Source organism: Archangium sp. (assembly GCF_036389735.1).
Classification (GTDB): Bacteria; Myxococcota; Myxococcia; order Myxococcales; family Myxococcaceae; genus Archangium.
Window position 1 is genome coordinate 1 of the sequence record NZ_DASVWK010000803.1, and the last position, 24,548, is coordinate 24,548.

General features: G+C 69.0%; 14 protein-coding genes and 2 pseudogenes. 11 read left to right on the forward strand and 5 right to left on the reverse strand.

Translation table 11 applies throughout. The features are described from left to right. The 5 genes and pseudogenes from VF794_RS28295 to VF794_RS28315 form a co-directional block, all read left to right on the forward strand. A pseudogene (locus VF794_RS28295) lies at positions 1-313 on the forward strand (hypothetical protein); the annotation flags it as partial. A 52-nt stretch (positions 314-365) separates the two neighbouring features. Further along, positions 366-6,038 (forward strand): MG2 domain-containing protein, encoded by a 5,673-nt coding sequence (locus VF794_RS28300; protein ID WP_331115722.1) that lies wholly within the window; start codon positions 366-368, stop codon positions 6,036-6,038. 61 nt (positions 6,039-6,099) lie between these two features. Then, a complete protein-coding gene (locus VF794_RS28305; RefSeq protein WP_331115724.1) occupies positions 6,100-7,686 on the forward strand; it encodes a transglutaminase domain-containing protein in 1,587 nt (528 codons plus the stop codon). A gap of 148 nt (positions 7,687-7,834) precedes the next feature. Continuing rightward, positions 7,835-8,653 carry a cyclase family protein gene (locus tag VF794_RS28310; protein ID WP_331115726.1) on the forward strand — a complete coding sequence of 273 codons (819 nt, stop codon included), beginning with the start codon at positions 7,835-7,837 and terminating at the stop codon, positions 8,651-8,653. A gap of 34 nt (positions 8,654-8,687) precedes the next feature. After that, positions 8,688-9,596, forward strand: coding sequence for an SDR family NAD(P)-dependent oxidoreductase (locus VF794_RS28315; RefSeq protein ID WP_331115728.1), 909 nt, complete (start codon positions 8,688-8,690; stop codon positions 9,594-9,596). Positions 9,597-9,626: 30 nt separating this feature from the next. On the opposite strand, the gene VF794_RS28320 is transcribed toward VF794_RS28315, so the two are convergent. Further along, complete coding sequence (locus tag VF794_RS28320; protein ID WP_331115730.1) at positions 9,627-10,448, reverse strand: SDR family NAD(P)-dependent oxidoreductase; 822 nt, start codon at positions 10,446-10,448, stop codon at positions 9,627-9,629. 195 nt (positions 10,449-10,643) lie between these two features. On the opposite strand from VF794_RS28320, the gene VF794_RS28325 reads away from it, so the two are divergent. The 4 genes from VF794_RS28325 to VF794_RS28340 all read left to right on the forward strand — a co-directional run bounded on the left by VF794_RS28325 (position 10,644) and on the right by VF794_RS28340 (position 15,576). Then, positions 10,644-11,969, forward strand: a complete 1,326-nt coding sequence (locus VF794_RS28325; protein ID WP_331115731.1) for an NAD(P)/FAD-dependent oxidoreductase — start codon at positions 10,644-10,646, stop codon at positions 11,967-11,969. A gap of 27 nt (positions 11,970-11,996) precedes the next feature. Next, a complete protein-coding gene (locus tag VF794_RS28330; RefSeq protein WP_331115733.1) occupies positions 11,997-13,676 on the forward strand; it encodes an aminotransferase class I/II-fold pyridoxal phosphate-dependent enzyme in 1,680 nt (559 codons plus the stop codon). Positions 13,677-14,492: 816 nt separating this feature from the next. Continuing rightward, on the forward strand, positions 14,493-14,966 hold the full coding sequence (locus VF794_RS28335) for a hypothetical protein (protein ID WP_331115735.1): 474 nt from the start codon (positions 14,493-14,495) through the stop codon (positions 14,964-14,966). A 4-nt stretch (positions 14,967-14,970) separates the two neighbouring features. Further along, a complete protein-coding gene (locus VF794_RS28340; RefSeq protein WP_331115737.1) occupies positions 14,971-15,576 on the forward strand; it encodes a hypothetical protein in 606 nt (201 codons plus the stop codon). Between the two features lie 569 nt (positions 15,577-16,145). Here VF794_RS28340 and VF794_RS41870 read toward each other — a convergent pair. Beyond that, a pseudogene (locus VF794_RS41870) lies at positions 16,146-17,283 on the reverse strand (IS701 family transposase). A gap of 185 nt (positions 17,284-17,468) precedes the next feature. On the opposite strand from VF794_RS41870, the gene VF794_RS28360 reads away from it, so the two are divergent. Further along, positions 17,469-17,711 carry a hypothetical protein gene (locus tag VF794_RS28360; protein WP_331115742.1) on the forward strand — a complete coding sequence of 81 codons (243 nt, stop codon included), beginning with the start codon at positions 17,469-17,471 and terminating at the stop codon, positions 17,709-17,711. A 123-nt stretch (positions 17,712-17,834) separates the two neighbouring features. Here VF794_RS28360 and VF794_RS28365 read toward each other — a convergent pair whose 3' ends face one another. The 3 genes from VF794_RS28365 to VF794_RS28375 form a co-directional block, all read right to left on the reverse strand. Next, positions 17,835-18,842, reverse strand: a complete 1,008-nt coding sequence (locus tag VF794_RS28365) for a hypothetical protein (protein WP_331115744.1) — start codon at positions 18,840-18,842, stop codon at positions 17,835-17,837. A gap of 199 nt (positions 18,843-19,041) precedes the next feature. Further along, the gene (locus VF794_RS28370; RefSeq protein ID WP_331115746.1) at positions 19,042-22,905 is read right to left on the reverse strand and encodes a DEAD/DEAH box helicase; all 3,864 of its coding nucleotides are present in this window, start codon (positions 22,903-22,905) and stop codon (positions 19,042-19,044) included. Positions 22,906-22,950: 45 nt separating this feature from the next. Continuing rightward, on the reverse strand, positions 22,951-23,175 hold the full coding sequence (locus VF794_RS28375; RefSeq protein ID WP_331115748.1) for a hypothetical protein: 225 nt from the start codon (positions 23,173-23,175) through the stop codon (positions 22,951-22,953). A gap of 233 nt (positions 23,176-23,408) precedes the next feature. On the opposite strand from VF794_RS28375, the gene VF794_RS28380 reads away from it, so the two are divergent. Further along, a partial coding sequence (locus VF794_RS28380; RefSeq protein WP_331115750.1) for a transglycosylase domain-containing protein occupies positions 23,409-24,548 on the forward strand: 1,140 nt, incomplete at its 3' end.

A 24,548-nucleotide genomic window follows, 5' to 3' on the forward strand; every position in this document is an offset into this window, starting at 1 on the left:
GTCGGTGTGCGCCGAGGTGCTTGGTCGTCAGTGCCACAAGACGCCTTGTGTCAGGAGCCAGGTGTGTGAGACGGAGCCGCTCATCGCCTGGGTGGGGCAGGCCTGGGGGCGGTGCGTCCAGCCCTGCGGGAAGGACGGAGCTGGCGAATGTCCGGAGGGCTTTCGCTGCCACCAGGGCCGCTGCCGCCGGCCGTGCGCCGTGGCGCGGCCTGATTCATGTGGAGCGCTCACGTTCTGCGTGAACACCGACACCGAGGGCAACGGGGTGTGCCTGTTCTCGCCCGAGCACTGGGATCTGGGGGCGGAGCGTTGACCGCCGCCCTCGTGCAACCCTAGCGTCCGCTCCGATTTCCTCGGAGGAACCCATGGGTTCGCATTCAGTCTCGCGCGGGTTGCTGGCCGCGCTGCTCGTCAGCGCGTTCGTCGGCTGCAAGAAGGACGAGTCCACCACCCCCCCGGCCTCGTCCGGTACCTCCACCCCGGCTCCGGTCACGTCCGACCCGAACGCCCCGCCCTCGGCCGAGTCCGTCACCCCTGTCATCCGTGAGCTCGGCTCCGAGGGCATGGTGCCGCGTGAGGTGGTGCTGGAGTTCCCCCGCGCCGTGGCGCCCGAGGGCAACGAGGTTGCCAAGGGCACCACCGTCACCGTGTCGCCGGACGTGCCGGGCTCGCTGAGCTTCCGCAGCCCCTCCACGCTCGTCTTCACCCCGCGCGAGCCCTTCGCCTTCAACACCCAGTACACCGTTACCCTCGACGCGCTGGAGCTGGGCACGGGCAGCGTGGTGAAGCCCAAGGCCTCGGGTGAGTGGAGCCGCTCCTTCACCACGCCCGCCTTCGCCTTCCTGCGCCTCTCGCCCCGGCAGATGGACGTGCGCAAGGGCAAGGTGGAGGCGGACCTCGTCTTCTCCGGCCCGGTGGACGTGGCCACCGTGCGCCGCTTCGCGAGCTTCTCCGTGGACGGCAAGGCGCTCTCCGACGTCAAGCTGCGCTCCCACCCCACGGAGCGCCACATCGTCACCGCCGCCCTCGGGGGCTCGAGCCTCATTCCGGGCGCCGAGGTGCGCTTCGCCCTCAAGTCGGGCCTCACCTCCGCGGGCCGCCACAGCGCCACGGCGGCCGCGGGTGAGGGCTCCTTCGAGTTGCTCATCGGCAAGCGGCTCGACATCACCAACGCCTACGTGCAGGAGGGCGCCACCGGTCACTACATCGAGGTCCGCTGCCGCGAGGTGGGTGGCGACGCGGCGCCCAGCGGCGAGGAGGGCGAGGAGGACTACGAGTACGACGGTAATAGTGGGGGAGGGCGCTGCAGCCTCGATGACGACGTGGCCGCGGAGGCCATCCACTTCAACCCGCAGGTGAAGTTCTCCGTCTCGCCCTCGCGCTGGGGTTTCCGCGTCTTCGGTGACTTCAAGCGCGGCTCCTATTCCATGCGCATCGACGCGGGTGCCGGCTCGACCACCGGCGGCACGCTGCTGTCCACCTACGAGAAGTCCTTCTCCGTCTCCGCGCGCAGTCCCCAGCTGAGCTTCGCCTCCACCGGCCGCTACCTGCCGCGCAGCGCCTGGCGCAACCTGCCCCTCAACCACCTCAACCTGGACGCGGTGGAGCTGGTGGTGCGGCACGTCCCCCAGGAGAACCTCCTCTTCTGGATGGGCAATGACGAGCAGGAGGCCGCCGACGAGCGCACCTCCAACGTGCTCGCGCGCAAGAAGCTGCCCCTCCAGGGCGCGCAGGACACCCTGGCCACCACCTGGCTGGACGTGGGCGGCCTCGTGCCCTCCACCACCCGGGGCCTCGTGGAGATCACCGCCTCGGGCGGAGACAAGTCGGCCGCCTCGCGCATCCTCCTCACCGACTTGAGCCTCGTGGCCAAGCGCGGCCTGGCGCCGAAGGGCTCGGAGGCGAAGGAGGAGGTGTGGGTGTGGGCGCTCGGCATGGAGAGCACCGAGCCCATGTCCGGCGTGGAGGTGACCCTGGTGAGGAAGAGCGGCCAGGTGGTGGCCCGCTGCACCACCGGGGGCGCGGACGGCTGCAAGTTGACGGTGCCCGCTCCGGGCGTGGACACCGCCGAGCCCTTCGCCCTGCTCGCGCGCAAGGGCGACGAGCTCACCTACCTCAAATACAACGAGCTGAAGACGGACATCGCCAACTCGGACGTGCAGGGCGAGCCGTACCGCTCCGAGAAGCCCTACCGCGCCTCGCTCTACTCGGACCGGGGCGTGTACCGCCCGGGCGACACCGCGCACGTGGTGGCGTTGCTGCGCGGCCAGGACGACATGGCGCCCCCGGCGGGCATGCCGGTGGAGCTGAAGGTGGTGGACCCGCGCGAGCGCGACCTGAAGAAGGTGACGCTGAAGACGAACGAGGCGGGCCTGGTGTCGCTGGACGTGCCCTTCGAGGCCTACCAGGACACGGGCGCCTACCGCGTGGTGCTGAGCGTGGCCGAGAAGCAGGTGGCCTCGTACGGCCTCAACGTGGAGGAGTTCGTCCCCGAGCGGATGAAGGTGACGGCCCAGGCGGAGAAGCCCGGCTACGTGCAGGGCGAGGAGGTGCCGGTGGCGGTGGAGGCCGCCTACCTCTTCGGCGGCTCGGCGGAGAGCAGCCCGGTGGAGGTAACGTGCCGGCTGGAGCCGTCCGTCTTCCGCCCGAAGGAGAATGCCCAGTACGCCTATGGCGTGTGGCGCCCGGAGGGCTCGGACGCGAAGGCCACCGTGCTGGGGCAGGTGAAGGGGGAGCTGGACGCGAAGGGCCGCACGCTGGTGCGCTGCCCGGCGCAGCAGGACGCGGGGGGCTTCAAGGGCCCGGCGAAGCTGGTGGCCCAGGCGAGTGTCTTCGAGGCCGGCAGTGGCCGCTCCACGGTGGGCGAGGCGCACGTGCCCATCCACCCGGCGGCGTACTACGTGGGCCTCCAGGCCAACGTGCAGAAGGTGCAGGCCAACCAGCCCTTCACCGTGACGGGCGTGGTGGTGGACTGGCAGGGCGCCTCCTACGCCAAGGCCCTCAAGCCGCTGGAGGTGGAGTACCTGCGGCTGGACGAGGAGTACGGCTACTTCTACGACGAGGAGTCGGGCGAGGAGCGCTACCAGCGCCACCTGCGCCCCGTGCGCGAGGGCCGCACCACCGTCAAGCCCGAGGGCGGGAAGTTCTCCTTCCAGGTGACGCCGTCCATGAATGCCGCGGGCTACGTGGTGCGCGTGAAGTCCGGCGCGGCGCAGACGGACCTCCAGCTCGAGGGCAATGGCCGCTACTACTGGTGGGACGAGTCTTCCACGCGGGTGGACCAGACGCCCCGGCCGGCCCGGCCCACCTCGCTCGCGGTGGAGCTGCCGCGCTCGGCGAAGGTGGGGGACAACATCACCGTGAAGGTGAAGGTGCCCTACCGCGGCCGCATGCTCTTCACCGCCGAGACGGATGGGGTGCAGGCCGCCGAGTGGAAGGCCGTGGAGCCGGGCGAGGTGACGTGGAGCTTCAAGCCATCGGCCTTCGCGCCCAACGTCTACGTCAGCACCTTCCTGGTGAAGGACCCGCACCTCGAGTCCGCCCAGGCCTTCATGCCGGACCGCGCTTTCGGCGTGGCCAGCATGACGCTGGAGCCGGTGGACTACGCGCAGTCCGTCACCCTGAACGTGCCCAAGGAGGTGCGCTCCAACGACACCCTCACGGTGGACCTGGAGCTGGGCTCGGTGGAGCCGGGCACCTATGCCACGGTGGCGGTGGTGGACGAGGGCATCCTCTCCCTCACTCGCTTCCAGAGCCCCGACCCCCTCAAGGAGCTGTTCACCAAGCGCGCCCTGGGCGTGGAGACGTACGAGACGATCGGCTGGACGCTGCTGGTGCCCCCGGGCGGTAACTCCCGCTCCACGGGTGGTGACGAGGGCGGCGAGGGCGCCGCCGGCCGCGTGCAGCCGGTGAAGCCCGTGGCCCTCTGGAGTGGCGTGCTGCCGGTGCCCTCCAACGGCAAGCTGCGCGTCCCCTTCAAGCTGCCCCAGTACCGCGGCGCGGTGCGCGTCATGGCGGTGACGAGTGGCCCCAAGCGCATCGGCCATGCCGCGGCGCAGGTGCTCGTGCGCGACCCGCTCGTGCTCCAGGCCACGCTGCCGCGCTTCCTCAGCCAGGGGGACGAGATTCAAGTCCCCGTCTTCGTCACCAACCTCTCCGGCAAGGCGCAGGACGTGAAGGTGTCCCTCTCCGCGGAGAACCTCCCGGTGCCGGGCATGGCCATGCCCGCGTCCATGGAGTCGCCGCTTCAGCTGCTCGGCAAGAGCGAGGGCAAGGTGCGGCTGGAGGATGGCAAGGCGACCACGCTCGTCTTCCAGGCCAGGGCCGTGCAGGCGGTGGGAGCCGCGCGTCTCAAGGTGACGGCCGAGGGCGGTGGGCACACCTCCTTCGAGCAGCTCGACGTGCCCCTGCTGCCCTCGGGCCCCCGGGAGCGCAAGGTGCAGCGGCTCGAGTTGGCCTCGGGCACGGTGGACCTGTCGCAGCACCTCCAGGGCTGGCTGCCCACCAGTGAGCGCTCGACGTTCTGGGTGACCACCAACCCCTACGCCGAGTCCTTCCAGCACCTCTCCTACCTGGTGCGCTACCCCTACGGCTGCATCGAGCAGACGACGTCCTCCACCCGCCCGCTGCTCTACGTCTCCGAGCTCGTGGACAGCGTGGACCCGACGCTCACGGCCAACGCCAAGGTGGAGGACATGGTGATGTCGGGCGTGAACCGGGTGCTCTCCATGCAGACGCCCTCGGGCGGCTTCGGCTACTGGCCGGGCTCCGCCGAGCCGGTGGAGTGGGGCACCGCCTACGCCACGCACATGCTGCTGGATGCGCAGAAGCGCAAGTACACGGTGCCGCAGGATCGCATCGACGACGCGCTGAGCTGGATGACCCAGCAGGTGACGCGCCGCGAGGGCCGCTCGAACTCGGACTCCTATAACGATGGCTCCGAGGCCTACATGCACTACGTGCTGGCCATGGCCGGCAAGGGCCACAAGGCCCGGGTGCAGAAGCTCATCGACCAGCAGGGCAGCCAGAAGTTCTACAGCAACGGCGAGCGGGCCGAGCAGGCGTTCATGCTCAAGGCGGCGCTGTACCTGGCGGGAGACCGTCGCTACGAGAAGGACCTGCGCAACCCGGACATCTCCCCCGTGACGGAGGAACGGTGGAACGGCTGGTCCTTCTACTCGGACCGGCGTCGGCGCGGCTTCATGCTGAGCACGTTCCAGGACCTGTTCGGGGATGACGCGGCGGGCGAGCCGCTCGCGCAGCGCGTGGCCGAGGCCCTCAAGCACGAGCGCAGCGGCGACTACACCACGCAGGAGCTCGTCTGGGGCATCACCGGCCTGGGCAAGCGCGTGGCGGGGGCGGCCTCGAAGTTCAGCGCGCCCGTGCTGTCGGCGGATGGCAAGGTGGTGGCCGCGCGGGAGGGGAGCAAGCAGCGCGCCTCGGACCGGACGTGGGCGCTGGTGCGCGCGAGCGAGCGCAAGGGTCTGAACCTGAAGGTCTCGGACAAGGGCGAGGGCAAGCTCTATCTGGTGCTGGCGAGCGAGGGCGTGCGCGCGGACGGGGAGTACCGCACGGGTGGCCAGGGACTCTCCCTCCGTCGGCAGTACCGCAACCTGGAGGGCGACGTGCTCGACGTGCAGGGGGGCTCGGTGAATCTGGCGGACCTCGTCTACGTGGAGGTGGAGGTGAAGAACACCTCGGGCGAGCGCATCCAGAACATCGCCCTGGTGGACCGGCTGCCGGCGGGCTGGGAGATCGAGAACGCGCGGCTCGGACGTGGGGGCACGGTGGAGTGGGCCTCCGGCGATGCGCAGTGGAGCGCGGACTACGTCAACATCCGGGATGACCGGGTGGAGGTCTTCGGCAGCCTCGACGCGGGCGAGTCGAAGACGGTGGTCTACGCGGTGCGCGCGGTGACGTCCGGGAAGTTCACGCTGCCCCCGGTGGAGGCGGAGGCGATGTACGACCCGCGCATCTGGGCGCGCGAGGCGGGAGGCTCGGTCGAGGTCTCCGGCCCCTGGGCGGACTTCCTGCTGTAACGGGACCCCCTCCCGCCACGTCGCTGGAAGTGTGGTCTACTCGGGGGGGAGGAGGTCCACCTTGCCGCTCCCGCCCCGCTCCACCCGCTCCCTCACCTGGGGCACGCTGTTCCGGCTCCTCCTGGGCCTGGCGCTGCTCATCCCGCCGGTGCTCGGCGCCTGGGTGGGCTCCACGCTCGTGGCGTGGACGGGCGCGTCGCGGGAGGTGGCCACGGGCATGGCGGTGCTGCTCTTCGCGGTGCTGCCCCTGGCCTGGGAGCTCGCGAGCCGTCCCCGCGCCCTGCCCGGTGGGGCCCGGCCCCCGCGCCTGCTGCGGCTGCACACCCGGCTGCTGCTGCGCGCCTGCGTCCTCCATGTCGCGCTGCTGGGACTCGTGCTGCTGCTGGCCCCCCGGGGCGTCTTCACCGCGCTCTCCCTGCGCGGAGACTGGATGCTGCCCCCCGGCGGGGACGCGAAGGTGCGGTGGACGCGGCGGCTCGTCTTCGCCGCGGCGGACCGCGTCGAGTGGGCCTACGTCCTGGCCACCGACAACCCCTACCAGGAGCAGCTCATCGCCCAGGCGAAGCAGGCGCCGCGGCCCGACGAACTCCCCCCGCCGCCGGAGGTGGTCGTCGTCACCCCGGAGCCGACGCGGCCCCCACCCGCGCCAGTGCCCTCCCAGCCCGTGTCGCCTCCCGAGCCCCAGCCGGTGGTGACGCGGGAGCCGCGGCCGGAGCCGGTGGAGGAGGTGCCGGTGCGGCCGGGCAGCGCCGTGAGCTGGCCGCTGCCCGCCGAGCTGCATCCGCGCGTGCTCTCCATCCACTCCGCCGCGGAGGTGGACTACGCGACGGCCGCCGGGTACCTCGTGCGCGGGGAGCGCGACCCCTTCCAGCGCATCAAGGCGCTGCATGACTACGTCGCCAACCGCGTGGCCTACGACGGGGTGGGCTACCTGACGAAGCGGTACGCCAGCACCAGCCAGCTGCCGGCGGACGTGTTCACCAAGCGCAAGGCGGTGTGCGCGGGCTACGCCAACCTCTTCGCCGCCATGGCCCAGGCCGTGGGCGAGGAGGTCGTCACCCTGCACGGCGACGTGTTTGGCTTCAGCAAGGAGCCCGCCAGCCACGCCTGGAACGCGGTGCGCATCGAGGGGGACTGGTACCTCCTGGACGTCACCTGGAACGCGGGCTACATCGACGACACCGGCACCTTCTTCCGGAACTACCGCACGCACTACCTCTTCACGCCTCCCCAGGAGTTCGTGCGGCGCCACTTCCCCTCGGACCCGAGCTGGCAGTTGCTGAGCACGCCCTTGAGCCGCGGAGACTTCCTGCGCCTCGCCGGGGGCAGCGGGGACGCCGCCCCGAGCGGCGGAGGGGCCGAGGCCCTCTCCCGGACGGCCATCCGCATCCGCGCCCCCATGGGCCCTCGCCCCGAGGTGCGCGGGCGCTTCCCGGTGGAGCTGGACAATCCCCAGGGGCTGCGCACGCGGGTGCGCGTCGTCAACGCGAGCGATGGCAGTGCCGAGGACTGCCCCAGTGAGTACGGCGGCACGCGCTTCGCTTGCACGGTGCTGGGCCGGGGCTCCTGGCGCCTGGAGGTCTACGCCGGCCAGCACTCGGAGACCGCCGAGGCCCTGGTGGCGCAGCTCGACGTGACGGGGACCTGAGGCAGCCGGGTGCCGGGAGCGCGCCCTTATTCCTCGCGGTCGCCCTGTGGTGCTCGGTGGCTTCTGGGACAGGGCATGAAGGTGTCCGGGGAACCGGCCTCCAGGTATCGTCCCGCGGAGTCCGCCGCCTCTGACAAGGGTCTCCTCCATGAATACGAGATACTGGAAGCTCCTGCCGTTTCCCGTGGCGCTGCTGCTGGGCGCCTGTGCCACCTCGGGCAACAGCGGCCGTGAGTCGCGGGGAGCCGGTTCCCCGTCCGCGTGGCTCCCGCGCGCACGAGTCGTCGACCTCGCCCATCCGCTCACCCCCGACATGCCCATCTTTCCGGGCGCAGCGCCCCTTGGCGTAACGGTGCTGGGCACCGTCGAGCGCGATGGCTACTTCATCCGCCAACTCGTGGTCGGGGAGCACATCGGTACGCACGTGGACGCGCCGGCGCACTTCGCCCCGGGCGCGGCCACGGTGGACAGGATTCCTCCGGAGATGCTGATGGGCCCGGCCGCGGTGGTGGACGTCACCGCGCAGGTCGCCCAGAACCCGGACTACGAGGTGTCCCCCGCGGACCTCGAGGCCTGGGAGCGCGAGCATGGCCCGCTCCAGCCCCAGCACCTGGTGCTCATCCGCACCGGCTGGGCCGCGCGCTGGCCGGACGAGAAGCGCTACCGCAATGCGGATGCGGCCGGTGTCATGCACTTCCCCGGGCTTTCCGTGGCCACCAGCCACCTGCTGCGCCAGCGGCAGGTGCGAGGCGTCGGCATCGACACCCTCTCCACGGACCCGGGCTCCAACACCACCTTCGAGCAGCACAGGGATTTCCTCGCTGGAGGTGGCTACCACATCGAGAACCTCGCGGATCTCTCGATGCTGCCTCCGGTGGGAGCCTTCCTCGTGGTCTCTCCTCTGCCCGTGAAGGATGGCAGCGGCGCCCCGGCGCGAGTGTTTGCCCTCCTCCCCCCGGAGGGGTGAGAAACATCGGCCTGCGCAAGGAGGCAGTGCGGTAATGTCCCGGGCCATGGCGAACTTCTCTGGAAAGCCGAGATTGGACTTCCACATCAGTCCAGCAGCCGGGCTCTCGCTGTCGGGCCGCAAGGCCGTGGTCGTCGGCGGCACCGACGGCATCGGGCGCGAGTTCGCACGCCAGTTGGCCGCGCTCGGCGCGTCCGTCACCGTCGTCGGACGGACCTTCCGCGATGAGGGCATGGCGCGAATCGACTTCCTGAAGGCGGACCTGAGCCTCATGACGGAGGGCCGCCGCGTCGCGCGCACGCTCGCGGCGGAGGAGCTCGACTTCGTCTTCCTCACCACGGGCATCATCGCGGCCCCCAAACGGGAGGTGACGTCCGAGGGCCTGGAGCGTGACATGGCGGTGAGCTTTCTGAGCCGCCTCGCCATCCTGCGGGAGCTGGCGCCGCGGATGGCGGCCGCTCCGCGCCAGGGGCACTCGCGGCCCCGCATCTATGTCATGGGGTTTCCGGGCACCAATGAGAAGGGGGACCTGGAGGACCTGAACGCGGAGCGCTCCTACGCGCCAATGCGCGTGCACATGAGCACCGTCGCCGGTAACGAGGCGCTCGTGCTCGAGTTCGCGCGGCGCTACCCGACCCTGGACTTCCACGGGCTCAATCCGGGCCTCATCCAGACGAAGATCCGAAGCAACCTGCTCGGCGAGGGCTCCCTCAAGCACCGCGTCGTCGAGTGGTTCATCGGGCTGCTCATGATGAGCGCCGAGCAGTACGCCCAGCGCATGGTGCCCGTGCTCCTGTCGCCTGGCCTCGAAGGGCGCTCGCCCGTCATGTTCAACCAGAAGGGGCAGCCCATTGAGGCCAGTCCGTCCCTGGGCGATGGGTACGCGGGCCGCTTCATCGCGGCGTCGGAGCAGCTCGTCGACCGGGCCCTCGCCAACGCCTGAGACACGCTGAGCGACGGGCCGTCACGGCTGTCACCCGCGGAGAGGTGCTTCCAGGGACGGCGGCTGCTGCGTCCCAGCGCGGAGGTGAACGAGGTGGTGGGAGGCGTGCTGGCGCGAGCCGTCCAGCGCAGTTCGGGTCATGTGCGGTTGCACGCCTTCACCTTCGCTTCCACCCACTTCCACCTGCTGGCGTGGAGTGGGGAGGGGCGTGCCGAGCGGCACCGCCGCCGCCATGCCCTTCATGTACTCCGGGCCCAGCGCCTGGAGGCCCTCGGTCACGATGTTGCCGGGCAGCACGGCATTGACCGTGATGCGGTCTTTCGCGAGCTCCATGCAGGCAGTGCGCATGAAGCCCAGCTGCCCGGCCTTGGTGGCGCCGTAATGGGTCCAGCCAGGAAAGCCGGTCGTCGGACCGGTGATTGACGAGGTGATGACGATGCGCCCCTCGCCAGACTTCCTCAGATAGGGGATGCAAGCCTTTACCGAGAGGAAGGTGCCCTTGAGGTTGGTCGCCATCACCTCGTCCCAGGTCTCCGGCGACATGTCCTCCATCCTCACCTGCGGAAAGATGCCGGCGTTGGCGCACAGCACGTCAATCCCGCCATGACGCTCGGCCGCCGCCTTGGCCATCTCCTCCATGTCCTCGAGCCTGGTCACGTCGGCGGAAAAGCCGCTGGCTGTGCCCCCGGCTGCGACGAGCTCCCGCGCCGTTGCCTCGGCCGCCTCGAGATCGCGCCCGACCACCAACACCTTGGCGCCGTGTCGCGCGAAGACCCGGGCGATCCCCTTGCCGATCCCCTTGTTGGCGCCGGTGACGATGACGGACTTTCCCTTGAGCGACTCTGCCAACATGCTGCGCTTCCTCCGATTCCTGTTGTCCGGGCCCTTGTATTCCGGTCAGGCGCCGTCGACGCACCCGGCGTCGCTTCGCCGGTGTGGGTCATCATGACCACGCCTCCAGAGTCAAGTACTAGACAGCTTCCTCTGGTTCCGCGTATTTTCCTCGGAAATCTTTATTTCCAGTTGTTCTGGATTGACGGAGGAGCCGTGTTCGACGCCATCGTAGTAGGAGGACGCTGTTCGGGGGCCTCAACGGCCATGCTGCTCGCGCGCAAGGGCCACCGGGTGTTGGTGGTGGATCGCTCCACCTTTCCCAGCGACGTCATCTCCACCCACTTCCTCTGGCCCCACGGCACCTCGTATCTGAACCGGTGGGGGCTGCTGGACCGGGTGCTCGCCACGACTCCCTCCCATACGCAGATCAACCTGGTGAACGAGGGGATTGCGCTGACCGGTACCGTCCCGGTGGAGCTGTTGCGTCAGTACTTCCAGCAGCTGCACGGCGACGACACGGGCGTGGTGCAGAACTACTGCTCGGTGCGCCGCCGCGTGCTGGACAAGATCCTCATTGACGCGGCCGTGGAGGCCGGGGCCGAGGTGCGAGAGGGCTTCCTCGTCGAGGAGCTGCTGTCCGAGGGAGGCCGGGTGGTGGGCATCCGGGGACGGACGCGGGATGGCACGCGGGTGGAGGAGCGGGCGCGCGTCGTCATCGGTGCGGACGGGCGCAACTCGTTCGTCGCGCGCACCCTCAAACTGCCCAAGTACGACGAGCGCCTCAAGTGCACGTTCGCCTACTGGAGCTATATCTCCGGCTTCTCGCTGGAGACGGCGCACCTGCACCGGCGCGGGCGCCTGGGAATGGCGGTGGTGCCCACCAACTTCGGCCAGAACATGACGCTGGTGTGGGGGCCGAGCGAGTGGTCCGAGGCGTTCCGCCGCGACGTGGCCGGCAACTTCCAACGCGGGCTGGACTTCGTGAGCCCGGAGATTGGCGAGCTCGTCCGCTCCAAGGGCAAACACGAGGAGCGCATCTACGGGACGCTGGATCAGGCGGCCTTCCTGCGGCCCCTGTACGGGCCGGGTTGGGTGCTGGTGGGAGACGCGGAGTGCTTCAAGGATCAATGCACCGCCACCGGCATGACCCACGCCTTCCGTGACGCGGAGCTGGCCGCCACGGCCCTGGATGGGTGGCTGTCCGGAAGCCTGCCGCTGGAGGAGGCCCTGAAGCACTACGAGAGCCGCCGCCGCAGCCAGTCCGCCGCGGCCTATTACGACTACGTCTGCACCCTGGCCGAGATGCGTCCGCTGCGGCATGACGAGCTCCAGCTCTTCGTGTCGCTGCGCGGGAACCAGGAGGAGACGAACCGCTTCATCGCCACCCACGCCGACATCGCCCCCGTCTCCGAGTTCTTCCAGGCCTCCAACCTCTTCCTGCTCAACGACGCCGCCAAGGAGTCCTCGCGAGGCTTCTCCATCTTCGAGAACTTCGAGTCCGTGTCCCGGATGTACCAGCAGAACCTCTTCGCCGCCTGAACCGCCATCCCCCTGGAGGAACACACCATGAACCCGGCCACGACACCGCGAGATGATGACGCGCTCATTGGAAACATCCTCACCGCCGCCGAACGAGCGGCCAGCCTGGTGAGGGGACAGTCCTGCGAGGAGGTCCTCGCCACGCCCGAGTCCCGGGAGCAGCTCCAGCGCTGTGCCACCGAGATGGGGCAGGCGGCGCTGGAGGTCTCCGAGATGATGCGCAACTGGGCTTCCCACATTCCCTGGGAGCCGCTCATGGATTTGCGCGGCGGTGGTGCGCAGCCCCAGGAGGGTGACGCCGCCGTGCGCGCCCTGTGGAGCTTCCTGCGCCAGCAGTTCCCAGAGGTGCGCGAGTCGCTGAAGGAGATGTCGCAGCCGGCCCACCTGCGCCGCAACATCGATCCCGACGAGGAGTACTCGCTCGACAAGAACGCCTACGACTTCTACCGCCCAGTGGGATGCAACCTGCTGACGCGCACGGAGGAATTCAACGGCTGGGTGGAGGCACGCCGCCGGACCGAGACCTGGCAGTACTCGCGCGTGCTGGAGGCGGCGCCGGGGAGCAACGCCACCATCACCAACGACCTGGGCCGCAGGACGCAGGGCATCAACTTCAACTCGCAGGACTACCTCTCCTTCAATGCCCACCCCGCGGTGCGCGAGGCGGCGATCCGGGCGATGCACGACTACGGGCCGCACAGCGCGGGCTCGCCCATGGTGCTCGGCAACACCCGCATCTCGGACGAGCTGGAGCGGACGCTCGGCGAGCTGCTGCAGATGGAGCACATCACCCTCTTTCCCACGGGCTGGGCGGCGGGCTTCGGCTCGATGGTGGGCCTGGTCCGCCAGGAGGACCACATCGTCATCGACCGGCTGGCGCACTCGTGCCTCCAGCAGGGCGCTCGCGCGGCCACGAAGAACATCATCCGCTACGAGCACCTGAACATCGAGTCGGTCCGGCAGCACCTGAAGGACATCCGGAGCCGCGACACACGCAACGGCATCCTCGTGGTGACCGACGGGCTCTTCTCCGTGGACGCGGACTGGCCGGACCTCGTCACGCTCCAGGCCATCTGCCGCGAGCATGACGCCACCCTGCTGGTGGACGTGGCGCACGACCTGGGAGCGATGGGCCCGGGCGGCACGGGCGTGCTCGGGATGCAAGACTTGCTGGGGAAGGTGGACCTGGTGATGGGGGCCTTCTCGAAGACCTTCTCCTCCAATGGCGGCTTCCTCGCCTCGCGCTCCGCGGCGGTGAAGCAGTACGTGAAGATGTTCGGCGGCTCCCACTTCTTCTCCAACGCGCTCTCCCCGGTGCAGACGGCGGTCGTCCTGAAGGCCGCGCAGATCATCCGCTCGCCCGAGGGCGACGTGCTGCGCGGACGCCTCTTCCAGGCCATCCAGGCCCTGCGCGACGAGCTGACCCGGCGGGGGCTGACGTGCATGGGCTCTCCCTCGCCCATCGTCCCGCTGTTGATTGGCAACGAGAAGCTGGCGCGCATCGCCAACCGGCTGCTCTTCGACCGGGGCGTGCTCGCCTTCATGGTGGAGTTCCCGGTGACCCCCACCGGGCAGTCGCGCTTCCGCCTGCAGGTGCAGGCCGCGCACAAGCCGGAGGAGGCGCGCGAGGCGGCGCGGATCATCGACGAGTCCATCGCCGAGTCCCGCGCCTATCTGTCGAGCGCTTTCGGAAGCGGGCTGGTGTAGCCACCTCGCGGGCCCGCCCCTTTGGCGGGCCCGCTGGCTCCCGCGCCGCGACGACTGTCCGGCGCGGATGATGCCGGCGATGCACGCAACGGGGGAGCGTGGCGTCCCAGGCAGCGGTCAGCAAGGAGCCGATGAAGGAGAAGACGCCGCGAGGAGACTGGGCCGAGTTGCTCAAGAGGACGTTCGACTTCGACGTGTTCGTCTGCGTGAGGTGTGGAGGAAGGCGGCGGGTGCTGGCGTACGTGAAGGGAGGGGGGTGGAGTGCGAGCGATACGGGATCACCTGGGCTTGCCCACGGCAGGTGTGAGCCTGGCCCCCCCGGCGCAAGAGTCAACCCAGGCCGCGTGGTGTTGAGGCCTACGCCACCACAGAGCCAACAGGCCCAGGCTCCTGCCGCGCCCCCCATGGGAGGGCAGCCTGGGCAGGCGTGTGCCGAAAGGGGCTGCGCGGCCTCTCCACCGACCGGGCTCACTGCTCGGGCGACCCCTGTCAGCGGCCCTCCTCGGCCCCTCCGCCCCAGCCCTCACCCTCAACACGGCCTCTATTCCGCCTATTCGCCCTATGCGCCGAGGAAAACATCCGGGTTGAGGGCCTCGAAGGCGTAGCGGCTGCTCGGGGTGCATGCGCGACTCCTCACCCCCTCACGAAAGCACGGGCGCTCTCGGCGGGTCGCGCGGCCCTCCCCTCCGCAGGCTGTAGAATGGATGGGGAGGTGACAGTCCCAGGTGCCACTGTGTGGTGCTGTACGTGCAGCGTGGGACATGATGGCAGCATGTGTCGGGCGCTTGGCTGACCCCTTTGAGCCGAGGTGGTGCCGTGGGCATTTCGAGACGACTCACGTGGCTGTTCGTGCTCCCGCGCCTGCTCGTGGTGGTTCTGCCCGTTCTCTCGGGATGCAGCATCAACCATTACCAGCCGAGCCACTTCCAATTCATCACCATTGTCGAGAAAACCGAAGCGGAAGCGGATGGTTGGCGTGCCGCGTGTATCCATGCAACCGTCATCAATCAATCAACCTTGGAGCCCTATTTCTGCAAGTTCGGCGTGGGAATGCCAATTGAGACCAAGAAGGTTGGATTGATGTCCGAGCCGCTCGCTCAGCGGCTCGCCGCCGATTGTGCCAACCAAGCGTTGCGAGAGGTGTTCGCCGCTCCCGCCTCGCCGCTTCCTGGACTTGTCTGCACGCAATTCAGGAAAACCTTTCACGAGGTCCTCAATCGCGCCGTGCCTGGCTCGATTGTGACGGTCCTGTGTGAAAAGAAAACAAAGCCCATCCGAGTGGACTTCTAAGCCCATGCCCATTTCAGCGGAAGAGTTGCTGTCTGTTGCTCGGAACTACTGGCGCTCGGACCATGAGTTTGATGACAAACCGGAAAACAGCCCTGAGACAGAGAGGTTCCATGACGCGTGGGAGCAAGCGCTCAAGAAGCTCGACCAGTGGCGCGCGCTCATGGGCGAACTCAGAGTGGCGTTTCCGAAATTCAACATTGGGCATGCCACAGCCACCTGTGATGCCTGCTTCAAATGCATGGTGTATACGAACCGGGAACCCATGCCTTCGAACCGGCAGGAGGACGAGCCTCGATTGCGCGGCTGGGTGGTTGTTGGCTGTCTGAGTGTCCTGGCGCCTGTCTATACCGTTTATGGCGTGCAGTACGACTACAAAGGTCAAGAGGTGAACCCCGCCGCCGCCAGGGTCTTTCTTGATCCGCTTCCGCCCGAAATGCAGGCGCTCGCGGAGGTCATTGCCGGGAAGATCGAGGCGAGGTTCGGGGCCGAGGCGCTTCCTCGCGAGATCGCCGAGCTCCGAGTCCCGCTGATTGTGCACTTCAAGGAGCCGCCCGAGACCACGCTCTTTCACGCGCTCTTCACTCCCGAGCCTGAAAACCTGCCTCTCTAGCCCACTTCGAGCAGGCGCCTCCGGCCCGGGCTCACCCCGGCTCCACTTTCCGACGGCTGCCCACCCCACGCGCGTGCGCATGGACGCTCCCCCTGAACCGGTATTCGGTCAGGAGGAGACAGGGCCGTGGCACCAGAGTGCCCTCGATTTCGCCACGTCTTCCCAGCCCGTCCACCCGGTGAGATGGCTCGAGCGCAGCGTCGCAGGGCGGTGTCGTGCCAGTTGTACGTGCTCCATCGGGCGGTCGTGAGAAACCCGGGCTTCACTTTTTCAACCCGAGGGGCACTGCTCGGCCCCACGAAAGAGAACCCGGGACGAGTCGAACACCCCCTCATGCCGTGCCGGGGATCAATCGCTTCAACCTCCCGGGTGCCAACAGGGAATTCACATGACTCGAAGTGCTAGCACTACTGCGTCAGGGCCCCGAAGGATGAACGGGGAGGCCTGCCGGGTGGCGTGAGCGGTGTCGGGTGTTGGAGCGGTGGCAGGTAGGGCACCGAGGCAGCCAGGTGGCAATCACCCGAGCCATGGCAAGCCGTGCGGTGATGAAGCTGTCGTGGAAGTGGCGTTCAGGCCTGGAGTTGCTGCGCGTAGGCTTCATCCGCCCCTCGGGTCGAGGGGGGAAAACGCCGCACGCGTTCAGCGACGATGGACGCGTAACAGCAAAGGGCGACAGAGACGTGGTGGTGCCAACCAGGAATGCGCCGGCCTTCGTAGTGGTCGAGCCCGAGCTCTCCCTTCAAGTCCTCGTAGACACGCTCGGTTCTCCAGCGCTGCATGACGAGACGAACCAACTGCTTCTTCGTCATGCGACCCGGCACGGAGACGAGGAAGTAGTTGGCCGGCTCAAGTTCACCCTCGGGCCATTCGATGAGAAGCCAGAGGGGCTCTTGCTGGTCCTGGGCACTCCCGCGGCGACAACGCGACGCAGGGCGAAGCGCGCCCAGAGGTCCTCACGGGTGCCGCTGCGCCAGGTGCGGCGTCGAAAGCCCCCTCGCTCGTGGATGCTCAAAGCCATGTCCTTGACGCTCACCGCCTCGCCGCGAGGGCTCCCTTGGTCATCAAGGAGGCAGAGGGTCGTCTGGGATTCTACCCCTACCGCATAATGTATCCCCAAGGAGCGCACCTGCGCGCGGAAGTCGCCGGAGGAGCCGTACGCGGAGTCGGCCAGGACGACTCCTTTGGGAACACCGTCCGCCACGGCCCGGCCAATCATTTGCACAGCCAATTGAGGCTTGGTCTTGAAGGTACAGTTCGAAGTCGATGGGGAGGTGCTCGGTACGGGTGGCGATGCTGAGGCTGACGCCAATCTGGCAGTTGGTGATTTTTCCAGCGGAGCCAGCGTATTGCCGCGGCACGCCCACCGAGTGCTTGCCCTGTTTGAGGAAACCCGTGTCGTCGATAATCAGACTTCCACGGGCTCGCGTTGCGTCATGGCGTCCAGGGCATACCGCGCCGCTCCCGGCGGACCTCCCGGTCGCTCCAGCGGGAGTCGACGGCGAAGTGCAGCAGTCGCTGGTGCATCGCATCGACCTTGCTGGGGTCAGGGCAGGCACGGGCCGCGATGGGCTCGACGCTCTTGCGCTCCCCGTCTCCCAGCAGCCCCATGGCGTAAATAGCAAAGGAACCCCGGCGGCTCTCCTCTCCCAAGACGTCGCCAATCCTTCGGAAATACTCCTCGAGCCGTTGAACCCCCGTGGCGTTCATGAAGGTGCCCATCACCTGACGCGCTGAATTCGGCTCCACCTCCCAAGCAATACGCACCGGTCGACTTCTCCGGTAGGGGCCCCCGCGCTACTTCTAAAGGCAGGCGAGCCGGCACTCCCCTCCTTCACTGCCTGCCCAGTCCTGATGCAGTAGTGCTAAATGGCTGCCGGTTCTTCAACTGCGACATGAGTACGATTCGACTGCCGCGCTGGCCGTGCTTCACCTTCATGGATGCACGCAGGCATGTGGCGGTGCTGGTCCAGCGCGAGTGGCCCGGCTCGTTCGGCTCGGTCATCAAGGTGGTATGCGATGCGCCCGAGGGGACAGTCGCGTCAACCTGGCACGCGCCCACCGTGGCCGAGAAGATGGACACGACCGTTGAGGAGCTGCGCGCGGCCCTGGAGACGGCACCGGGCCTGTTCATGTAGGGCGCGGGACCAGCCAGAGCGAGCACGAAAGAAAAACCCCGGCCCGAGGGGATCTCGGAGCCGGGGCGGTGTCGTCCATCCTGCGGCACCTGGGACTGCTCAGGGGCCACCCCAGAGCGCGGCTCACTCGGCCCAGTAGGTCTCGGACAGCACGCTGAAGCCGTTCACGGTGTCGACGAAGATGGCGGCGTTGTGCCCGCTCCAGGGATCGTTCGCGTAGCTGAAGTAGCAACCCTTGAACGAGCGTCCCGTGATCAGCGCATCGAGGTTGGCCAGGCCGGCGGAGACCACCGTGCTGGAGATCTGGTTGTTCCGGTTGGCCGTGGACACCGTGTTCAGGACCTCGGCACGCACCTCGGCGGCGTCGGCCAGGTACGGCCGGACGGTGGCGCCAGACGGGACGCTGCTCGGCTCGAGCCCGAAGCACTCCAGCCCGGAGCCGTAAGCGCCGTTGGTCGTCACGTACTGCCACCAGTCGAAGTGGCGGGCCATGTACACGCCGGTATGCCCATCCGGCACCGCGTTCACCGCGTTGATGAGCGCCTCGAAGGGCCGGCTCAGCGTGGCCGAGTTGCGGATGTTCCGCAGGCTCACCTCGCCGATCCCCGCCGTGTTGGAGATGGTCTGGACGGAGGTGAACGGGCGCAGGGAGAGGAGGTTCGCGGCGCCATTCCACGCGTCCGGCAGGACGTCATGCAGCTCGGAGTCGCTGATCGTGTTCACCAGCGAGACGATCGCGGCGGCGTCATCGGTGGAGAGGGCGAGGCCGTCCATGACGCCGACACAGCTCGGGCCGATGTACCCCTCGGTACGGGCACCGCCCGCGAGCTGCTCGAGACGGGCCGGACCGACCAGCCTGACCGTGGAGATGTCCGCCAGGGACACGAACGGCGACGAGGCGCGCCGGGTGACGAGGTTGGTGACGACGTCGCTCGGCAGGTACGCGTCCAGCGTCTGGAAGGACGCCGTGTTCGCGAAGCCGAGGATGCCCTGGCACTCCGGGGCCACATCCACGTCCGAGGTGGTGAGCGGCGCTTGCTGCTGCGCGATGGGCTCGGAGGACGGCTCGAGTTCGGAACCACAGCCGGCGAACAGACTCGCAGCGAGTAGGACTGGGCCGAGACGACGCATCGGGAACTCCTCTTGGGGGATACAGCGAGGGGGAGTCGCCTCCATACACCAAATCCGTCCGGCACGTAGGCGGGATTTCCGGTTTTGTGGTTCTCCCACACTTCGCTTGTTTCAATCCCGTGACCGAGCCCGGTTGCGATTCCGTCCCTTCGCGGGGCCGCCGCGCTGGTGAGGATGGGAAGACCGTGCCGCCGGTGGATCAATGCACCGTTCGGGGCGACGAGCCTTCCTCATCGTCGCCCCCTTCACGTGGCGCTTCGCCCGCCGCGAGCAGCGCGAGGAGATCCTTCGTGGTGAGACGGGCCGCCACGTCGGTTCCCTCGAGCACCCCCGCCACGAGAGCGCGCTTGTCCGAGTGGAGCGAGAGGATCTGCTCCTCGATCGTTCCCCGGGCGATGAGCCGGTACACCGTCACCGGCCGCGTCTGGCCGATGCGGTGCGCACGATCCGTGGCCTGGTCCTCGACCGCCGGGTTCCACCACGGGTCCAGGTGGATGACGTAGTCGGCGGCGGTGAGATTGATGCCGGTGCCGCCCGCCTTGAGCGAGATGAGGAACACCTCGCCCTCACCGTCCTGGAAGGCCTGAATCCGCCTGGCCCGTGCGCCCGCCGGCGTCGAGCCATCGAGGTACAGGTACTTGAAGCCGGCACGGTCCAGCTCCTCGCGGACGAGCTCGAGGTGCGAGGTGAACTGGCTGAAGACGAGCGCCCGGTGCCCTTCACGGCGCAGCTCCTCGAGGAGCTCCAGCAGTCGCCGCATCTTGGACGAGGACACACTGGACTCCGCGTCGTAGAGCCGCGGGTGGGACGCGAGCAGGCGCAGCCGGGTCAGCGCCGCGAGCACCTGGAACCGCTGCTGCTCGTTGCGCAGCCCCTTGCCCTCGGTACTGACCTCGGCGACCGCGGCCAGGCGCGCGTCCTCGTACAGCGTCCACTCCTCCGGAGAGAGCGCGACCGGGACCTGGATCTCCGTGCGTGAGGGAAGCTCACGCGCCACCTCCTGCTTCGTGCGTCGCAGCAGGAAGGGACGGAGCACCCGGGAGAGCGCCGCACGGGCGTCGGGATCCTTGCCGCGCTCGATGGGGCCGGCGAAGCGCTCGCGGAACTGCTCCCAGCTTCCGAGCAGGCCCGGAAAGACGATCGCGTACAGGCTCCACAGCTCGCCGAGGTGGTTCTCCAGCGGCGTGCCCGAGAGCGCGATCCGGAAGCCCGCCTGGAGCTGCCGTGCCGCGCGGGCTCGTCGCGTGTTCGGGTTCTTGAGCGCCTGGGCCTCGTCGACGACGAGCGTGGCGAACGAGACCGTGGCGAGACTCGCCGCATCGCGCACGAGCAGCCCGTAGCTCACGATCAGCACGTCTTTCTTCTGGAGCCCCGCGAGGCACTTCGCTCGATCGGCCTGCTCCGCGTAGAGCACCGGTCGGAGCCCCGGGGCGAATCGTTCCAGTTCCTGCACCCAGTTGTAGGCGACCGACGTCGGTGCGAGCACGAGCGCGGGGCCGAGCCGCGAACGATCCAGAAGGAGCGTGAGGGCCTGCACCGTCTTGCCGAGGCCCATGTCGTCGGCGAGGCACGCTCCCGCACCCCATGCGGCAACGCGGCTGAGCCACGCGTGGCCTTCCACCTGGTAGTCACGCAGCGTCGTCTTGAGCGCCGTGGGCGGCTTGGGCTTCAGGGAGAGCGAGGTGGCCAGCCGCTCCGTCAGCAGCCGCCACGTGGGGGCGACTTCGACCTCCGCTCCCGCGTCGCGAAGCGCGCTGATCGCCGGAACGGCTCCGGGGGAGAGCTCGACGCGGTTCTTGCCGATGAATGTGTGATCCGCCACCGCGAGCAGTCGCTGGCGCAAGGTGTCGCTGAGCTCCACCCAGCGGTTGGCATCGACGCGCACGAAGCGCTTCTGCCTCCGTGCGGCATCGAGCAGGACCGCGAGCTCCAGCCGACCCGCTTCGACCTTCAGCTCTCCCAGGACGCCGAACCAGTCCCGCTTCCGCTCGACCTGAACCTTCAGCGCGTCGGGGCCCACGGAGGAGGTGATGAACGGCTTTTCATCGAGCCACTCGACCTCGATTCCTTCGGGTGGCGCCTGGAGCGCGGCCACGAGCCGCAGCGCGGCGTCCGTGTCACCGAGTCGGAAGCAGTACGGGGGGCCCTCCTCGGCGCCCGCGAGCGGAAGCCGGGCGAGCGCGGTGCGTGCACGCTCGTCCTCGAGCAGGAGCTGTCGGCGCACGTAGCCCCGCTCACCCCCGCGAGAGAGGAGCACATCCCGTGGCCCCTCTCCGGGATGGAACACCGGAGCGCCTTCTCCCGGACGCACGAGCAGCTCGAGCTCCAACGACACGTCCGGGAGGAGCCGCAGCCGGACGACGGTGCGCGTCTCCGTCTTCAGCTCGCGACCCTTGAGCGTCTGCGGCACGACGAGCGGAAGGCGTGCTTCCAGGCGCGACAGTCGTTCGAGCAGCTGCTCGTGGCTCTCGGGTGGGAACTGATCGCCGTGCTTCTCGAGCACGTTCCACAGCTGGCGAGCCTCCTCGTTCACGTCGATGAGGAGGCACCGGGCACGTTCCCCATCGACGGTGAACAGCGGCTCTCCTGGAGCGAAGGCCTTGAGCAGTGCGCCCAGCAGCTTCGGGCTGAAGCGCTCTCCCTCCACCGAGGGCTCGAGGCGGATGTGGTCCGCGGCGGAGAGGGCGGAGAAGCCGAGCCGGACGCGCTTCACCTCGAGGGGCTCTTCCGGACGGAGCTCCAGCGCGACCCGCGGATGACCGACGAGCGCGAGGAAGGCCCGCGCGGGGTACGTTCCCGCCGCACGTGAAGCGGGAGCCCACGAGGCCAGGTGCTCGGCGATCCGCAGGTCCGTCTCGGACAGCAGCTCCCGGTGCTCCTCGAGCAGTCGGGCCGCCGTCATCCGCGCTCCCGCACTCAGCGTTCCGCGACGCGTCTGCTTCTTCACGAGCGGCGAGACGGTGAGCGTTCCCAGCTCGTGCTCGATGCACCACCACACCTCGATGGAGGCGCGAGGCTTCGCGGCCTCGGTCTCGAAGAGCTCGAGCTCCTTCAGCGCCCGGGCCCAGGCTGGACGAAGCAGCTCATCGGTGAGTGTCCGGGCCTCGGTGACTCGCGAGGGGTTGTCGAGCAGCTCCAGTGTCGTGTCGATCAACGCCAGGAGGTGCGTGCAGCCGCGTTGACGGGCGGCGCAGCTGCAATCCGCCCGGCCCTCGCCACCGCCGGGGAACGTCAGTCGCGAGGAAACCCCCACCGTTCCGTAGTCGGGGCCGGCGCGAACCACGCGATCGCGTTCCTTCCACGTCAGCGCGCAGGCCTGGGCGTCGAAGCTCCAGGTGGCCAACGCGCGTCGAGCGCGTGACCGCGGAGGCGCCTGGGGGCGGAGGGTGCGTCGCACCTCGAGCAAGCGCGACCAGAGGGGTGCCAGCGCGGCGTCCGGATGGACTTCGCGACGTGCGGCCTCCTCCGAGAGGGCCTGTTGGACCGAAGCCGCCTCGGCCTTCAGGTACTCCCACGTCGCCTCGGGGATGGCCGTCTCGAGCCCTCTTCCGCGAGCGCCCCCGTGGCGCTGCGCACCTTCGCGCGACCCGACATCCCGGAGGGACAGGCCGCTCAGCGCGTACCGGAGCCCGTTGCGCTGGGCCTCGTTGATCGGCAGCTCCGAGAGGAGGACCTCGGCCGAGACGGAGAGCGCGTACTGGACGTGGTGCTCCTCCGCCCAGCGCTCGAGGTCCTTGCGCGTGGAGAACGGGCCTGTCTCGTCGACGGGGTTCGGCGTCTCCGGCACCGAGCCGCGCTGGGCGAGATACGAGAGGCCGAGCGCGACGGCGTGCTTGCAGAGGTCATCCCGCACCGGACACGTGCAGTGGGCCACCAGCGACCCGCGCGGAGCGGACACCCGGACGCGGTACTGCTCCGTTCCCTCCACGAGCCCCGCGAGGGCGTCGTTCTCGAGCACGCACGAGAGCACACGGCCTTCCCGCCAATACGTTTCACCGCGGGTGAATGCATTTCCAGCGGTGGCGCGGAGGTTCTCGGCGGTGAGCAGCGTCGACAGCGACATGGGTCGCGGACTCTAACCGCGAAGAAGCCGCGGAACCGACTCCTCTCACCTGGGAGTTCTTCGCCCGCTCGGCTGCTCTCGGACCTCGACCCGCAGCTCCCGCGAGCGGTACAGGGGCAGGAGCAGGGCCGCCATCTGCACCAGGATGAGTCCCAGGGGCGCGAGCGGCGGGTTGACGCCGAGATTCTGTCGGAACAGGACGGCGCCGGACCCCGTGACGACGCCGACCACTACCACCGCGAGCCATGCCATCTTGGCGCCTGGCTTCATTGTGCTGACCTCCTGAGAAGGACGGACCGGGGTTTGCGATGAACGTGCCACCGGGTCTGCCTCGGGACGGGTGGGCTCGGGGTGCCCGAGTGGGGCGTTCCGCCGCACTTCGAGGTGCGGCGTTCCGGGCGCCTGTGGCGATACGCCACAGTGCCCAGGGGCCGGGGACGCTTCCGAGGAGTCGCGAACGGCTGGTAATGTCTGGATGCCGCCCCCCGGTTTTCCGACTTCCCATGCCGTCACTTCGTCTCTCCAGGAAGAGGATCCTCCAGGCGGCCCTCTTCCCGCTGTGCCTCGCCTTCGTCGCCCTGTGCGCGGCCTGGCTCCTCCCGCTGCCCGAGCGCCTCTCCCAGCCGCACTCGGTGGTGGTGGAGTACCGGGACGGCATGCCGGCGCACGTCTTCCTGGCGCCGGATGAGCGGTGGCGGGTACCCACGGCCCTGGAAGAGGTGGACGCGGCGTACGTCCAGGCGCTGCTGGCGCTGGAGGACAAGCGCTTCCACTGGCACGTGGGGGTGGATCCGCTCGCGGTGGTGCGCGCGGCGGTGACGAACGTGCTGCGGGGCCGGCGGGTGTCCGGGGCCTCCACGCTGACCATGCAGCTCGTGCGGGTGCTGGAGCCCCGGCCGCGCACCCTCACCTCCAAACTCATCGAGTCCCTGCGGGCGGCGCAGTTGGAGCTGCGGCTGTCCAAGCGGGAGATCCTCTCGGCCTACCTCCAGTTCGTGCCCTACGGGAGGAACGTGGAGGGCGTGGAGGCGGCGGCGCTGGCGTACTTCGGGCACCGGGCCACGCACCTGAACCCGGCGGAGATGGCCACGCTGCTGGCGGTGCCGCAGAATCCCAACCGGCGCTTCCCCTCGCCGGAGAACGCGGCGCGGCTGAAGGTGGCGCGGGACGCGGTGGCGCAGCGGCTCTTCGACGAGGGGGCGCTGCCGCTCGGCCCGAAGGAGGCGCGGGTGACACCGGAGGCGGCGCTGGCGGAGGTGCGGGCCACCCCTGTCCCGGCGCGGCTCACCCCCTTCCCGCGCGAGGCCCCGCACGCGGCGGTGTGGCTGCGGGCGCGACGTCCCGGACAGGGGCGGGTACGCACGACGCTGGACGCGGGCGCGCAGCGGCTGGTCGAGCGGGTGATGCGGGACGCCGCGCCGGAGCTGGGCTCCAAGGGCATCCACAACGGGACGGCGGTGGTGGTGGACCGCGAGCGCGCCGAGGTCCTCGCGCTCGTGGGCAACTTCGACTTCTTCGACACGGAGCACGGCGGGCAGCTCCCGGGCTTCGCGACGACGCGCTCGCCGGGCTCGGCGCTCAAGCCGCTCATCTATGCGCTGGCCATCGACCAGGGGCTGGCCGGGCCCGAGCAGCTCGTGGCG

What these genes read in the sequence shown, in the direction of transcription:
- VF794_RS28300 (WP_331115722.1), top strand. Translation starts at nt 366, where the DNA reads ATGGGTTCGCATTCAGTCTCGCGCGGGTTGCTGGCCGCGCTGCTCGTC.
- VF794_RS28310 (WP_331115726.1), top strand. Translation starts at nt 7,835, where the DNA reads ATGAATACGAGATACTGGAAGCTCCTGCCGTTTCCCGTGGCGCTGCTG.
- VF794_RS28315 (WP_331115728.1), top strand. Translation starts at nt 8,688, where the DNA reads ATGTCCCGGGCCATGGCGAACTTCTCTGGAAAGCCGAGATTGGACTTC.
- VF794_RS28320 (WP_331115730.1), bottom strand. Translation starts at nt 10,448, where the DNA reads ATGTTGGCAGAGTCGCTCAAGGGAAAGTCCGTCATCGTCACCGGCGCC.
- VF794_RS28330 (WP_331115733.1), top strand. Translation starts at nt 11,997, where the DNA reads ATGAACCCGGCCACGACACCGCGAGATGATGACGCGCTCATTGGAAAC.
- VF794_RS28340 (WP_331115737.1), top strand. Translation starts at nt 14,971, where the DNA reads ATGCCCATTTCAGCGGAAGAGTTGCTGTCTGTTGCTCGGAACTACTGG.
- VF794_RS28360 (WP_331115742.1), top strand. Translation starts at nt 17,469, where the DNA reads ATGAGTACGATTCGACTGCCGCGCTGGCCGTGCTTCACCTTCATGGAT.
- VF794_RS28365 (WP_331115744.1), bottom strand. Translation starts at nt 18,842, where the DNA reads ATGCGTCGTCTCGGCCCAGTCCTACTCGCTGCGAGTCTGTTCGCCGGC.
- VF794_RS28370 (WP_331115746.1), bottom strand. Translation starts at nt 22,905, where the DNA reads ATGTCGCTGTCGACGCTGCTCACCGCCGAGAACCTCCGCGCCACCGCT.
- VF794_RS28375 (WP_331115748.1), bottom strand. Translation starts at nt 23,175, where the DNA reads ATGAAGCCAGGCGCCAAGATGGCATGGCTCGCGGTGGTAGTGGTCGGC.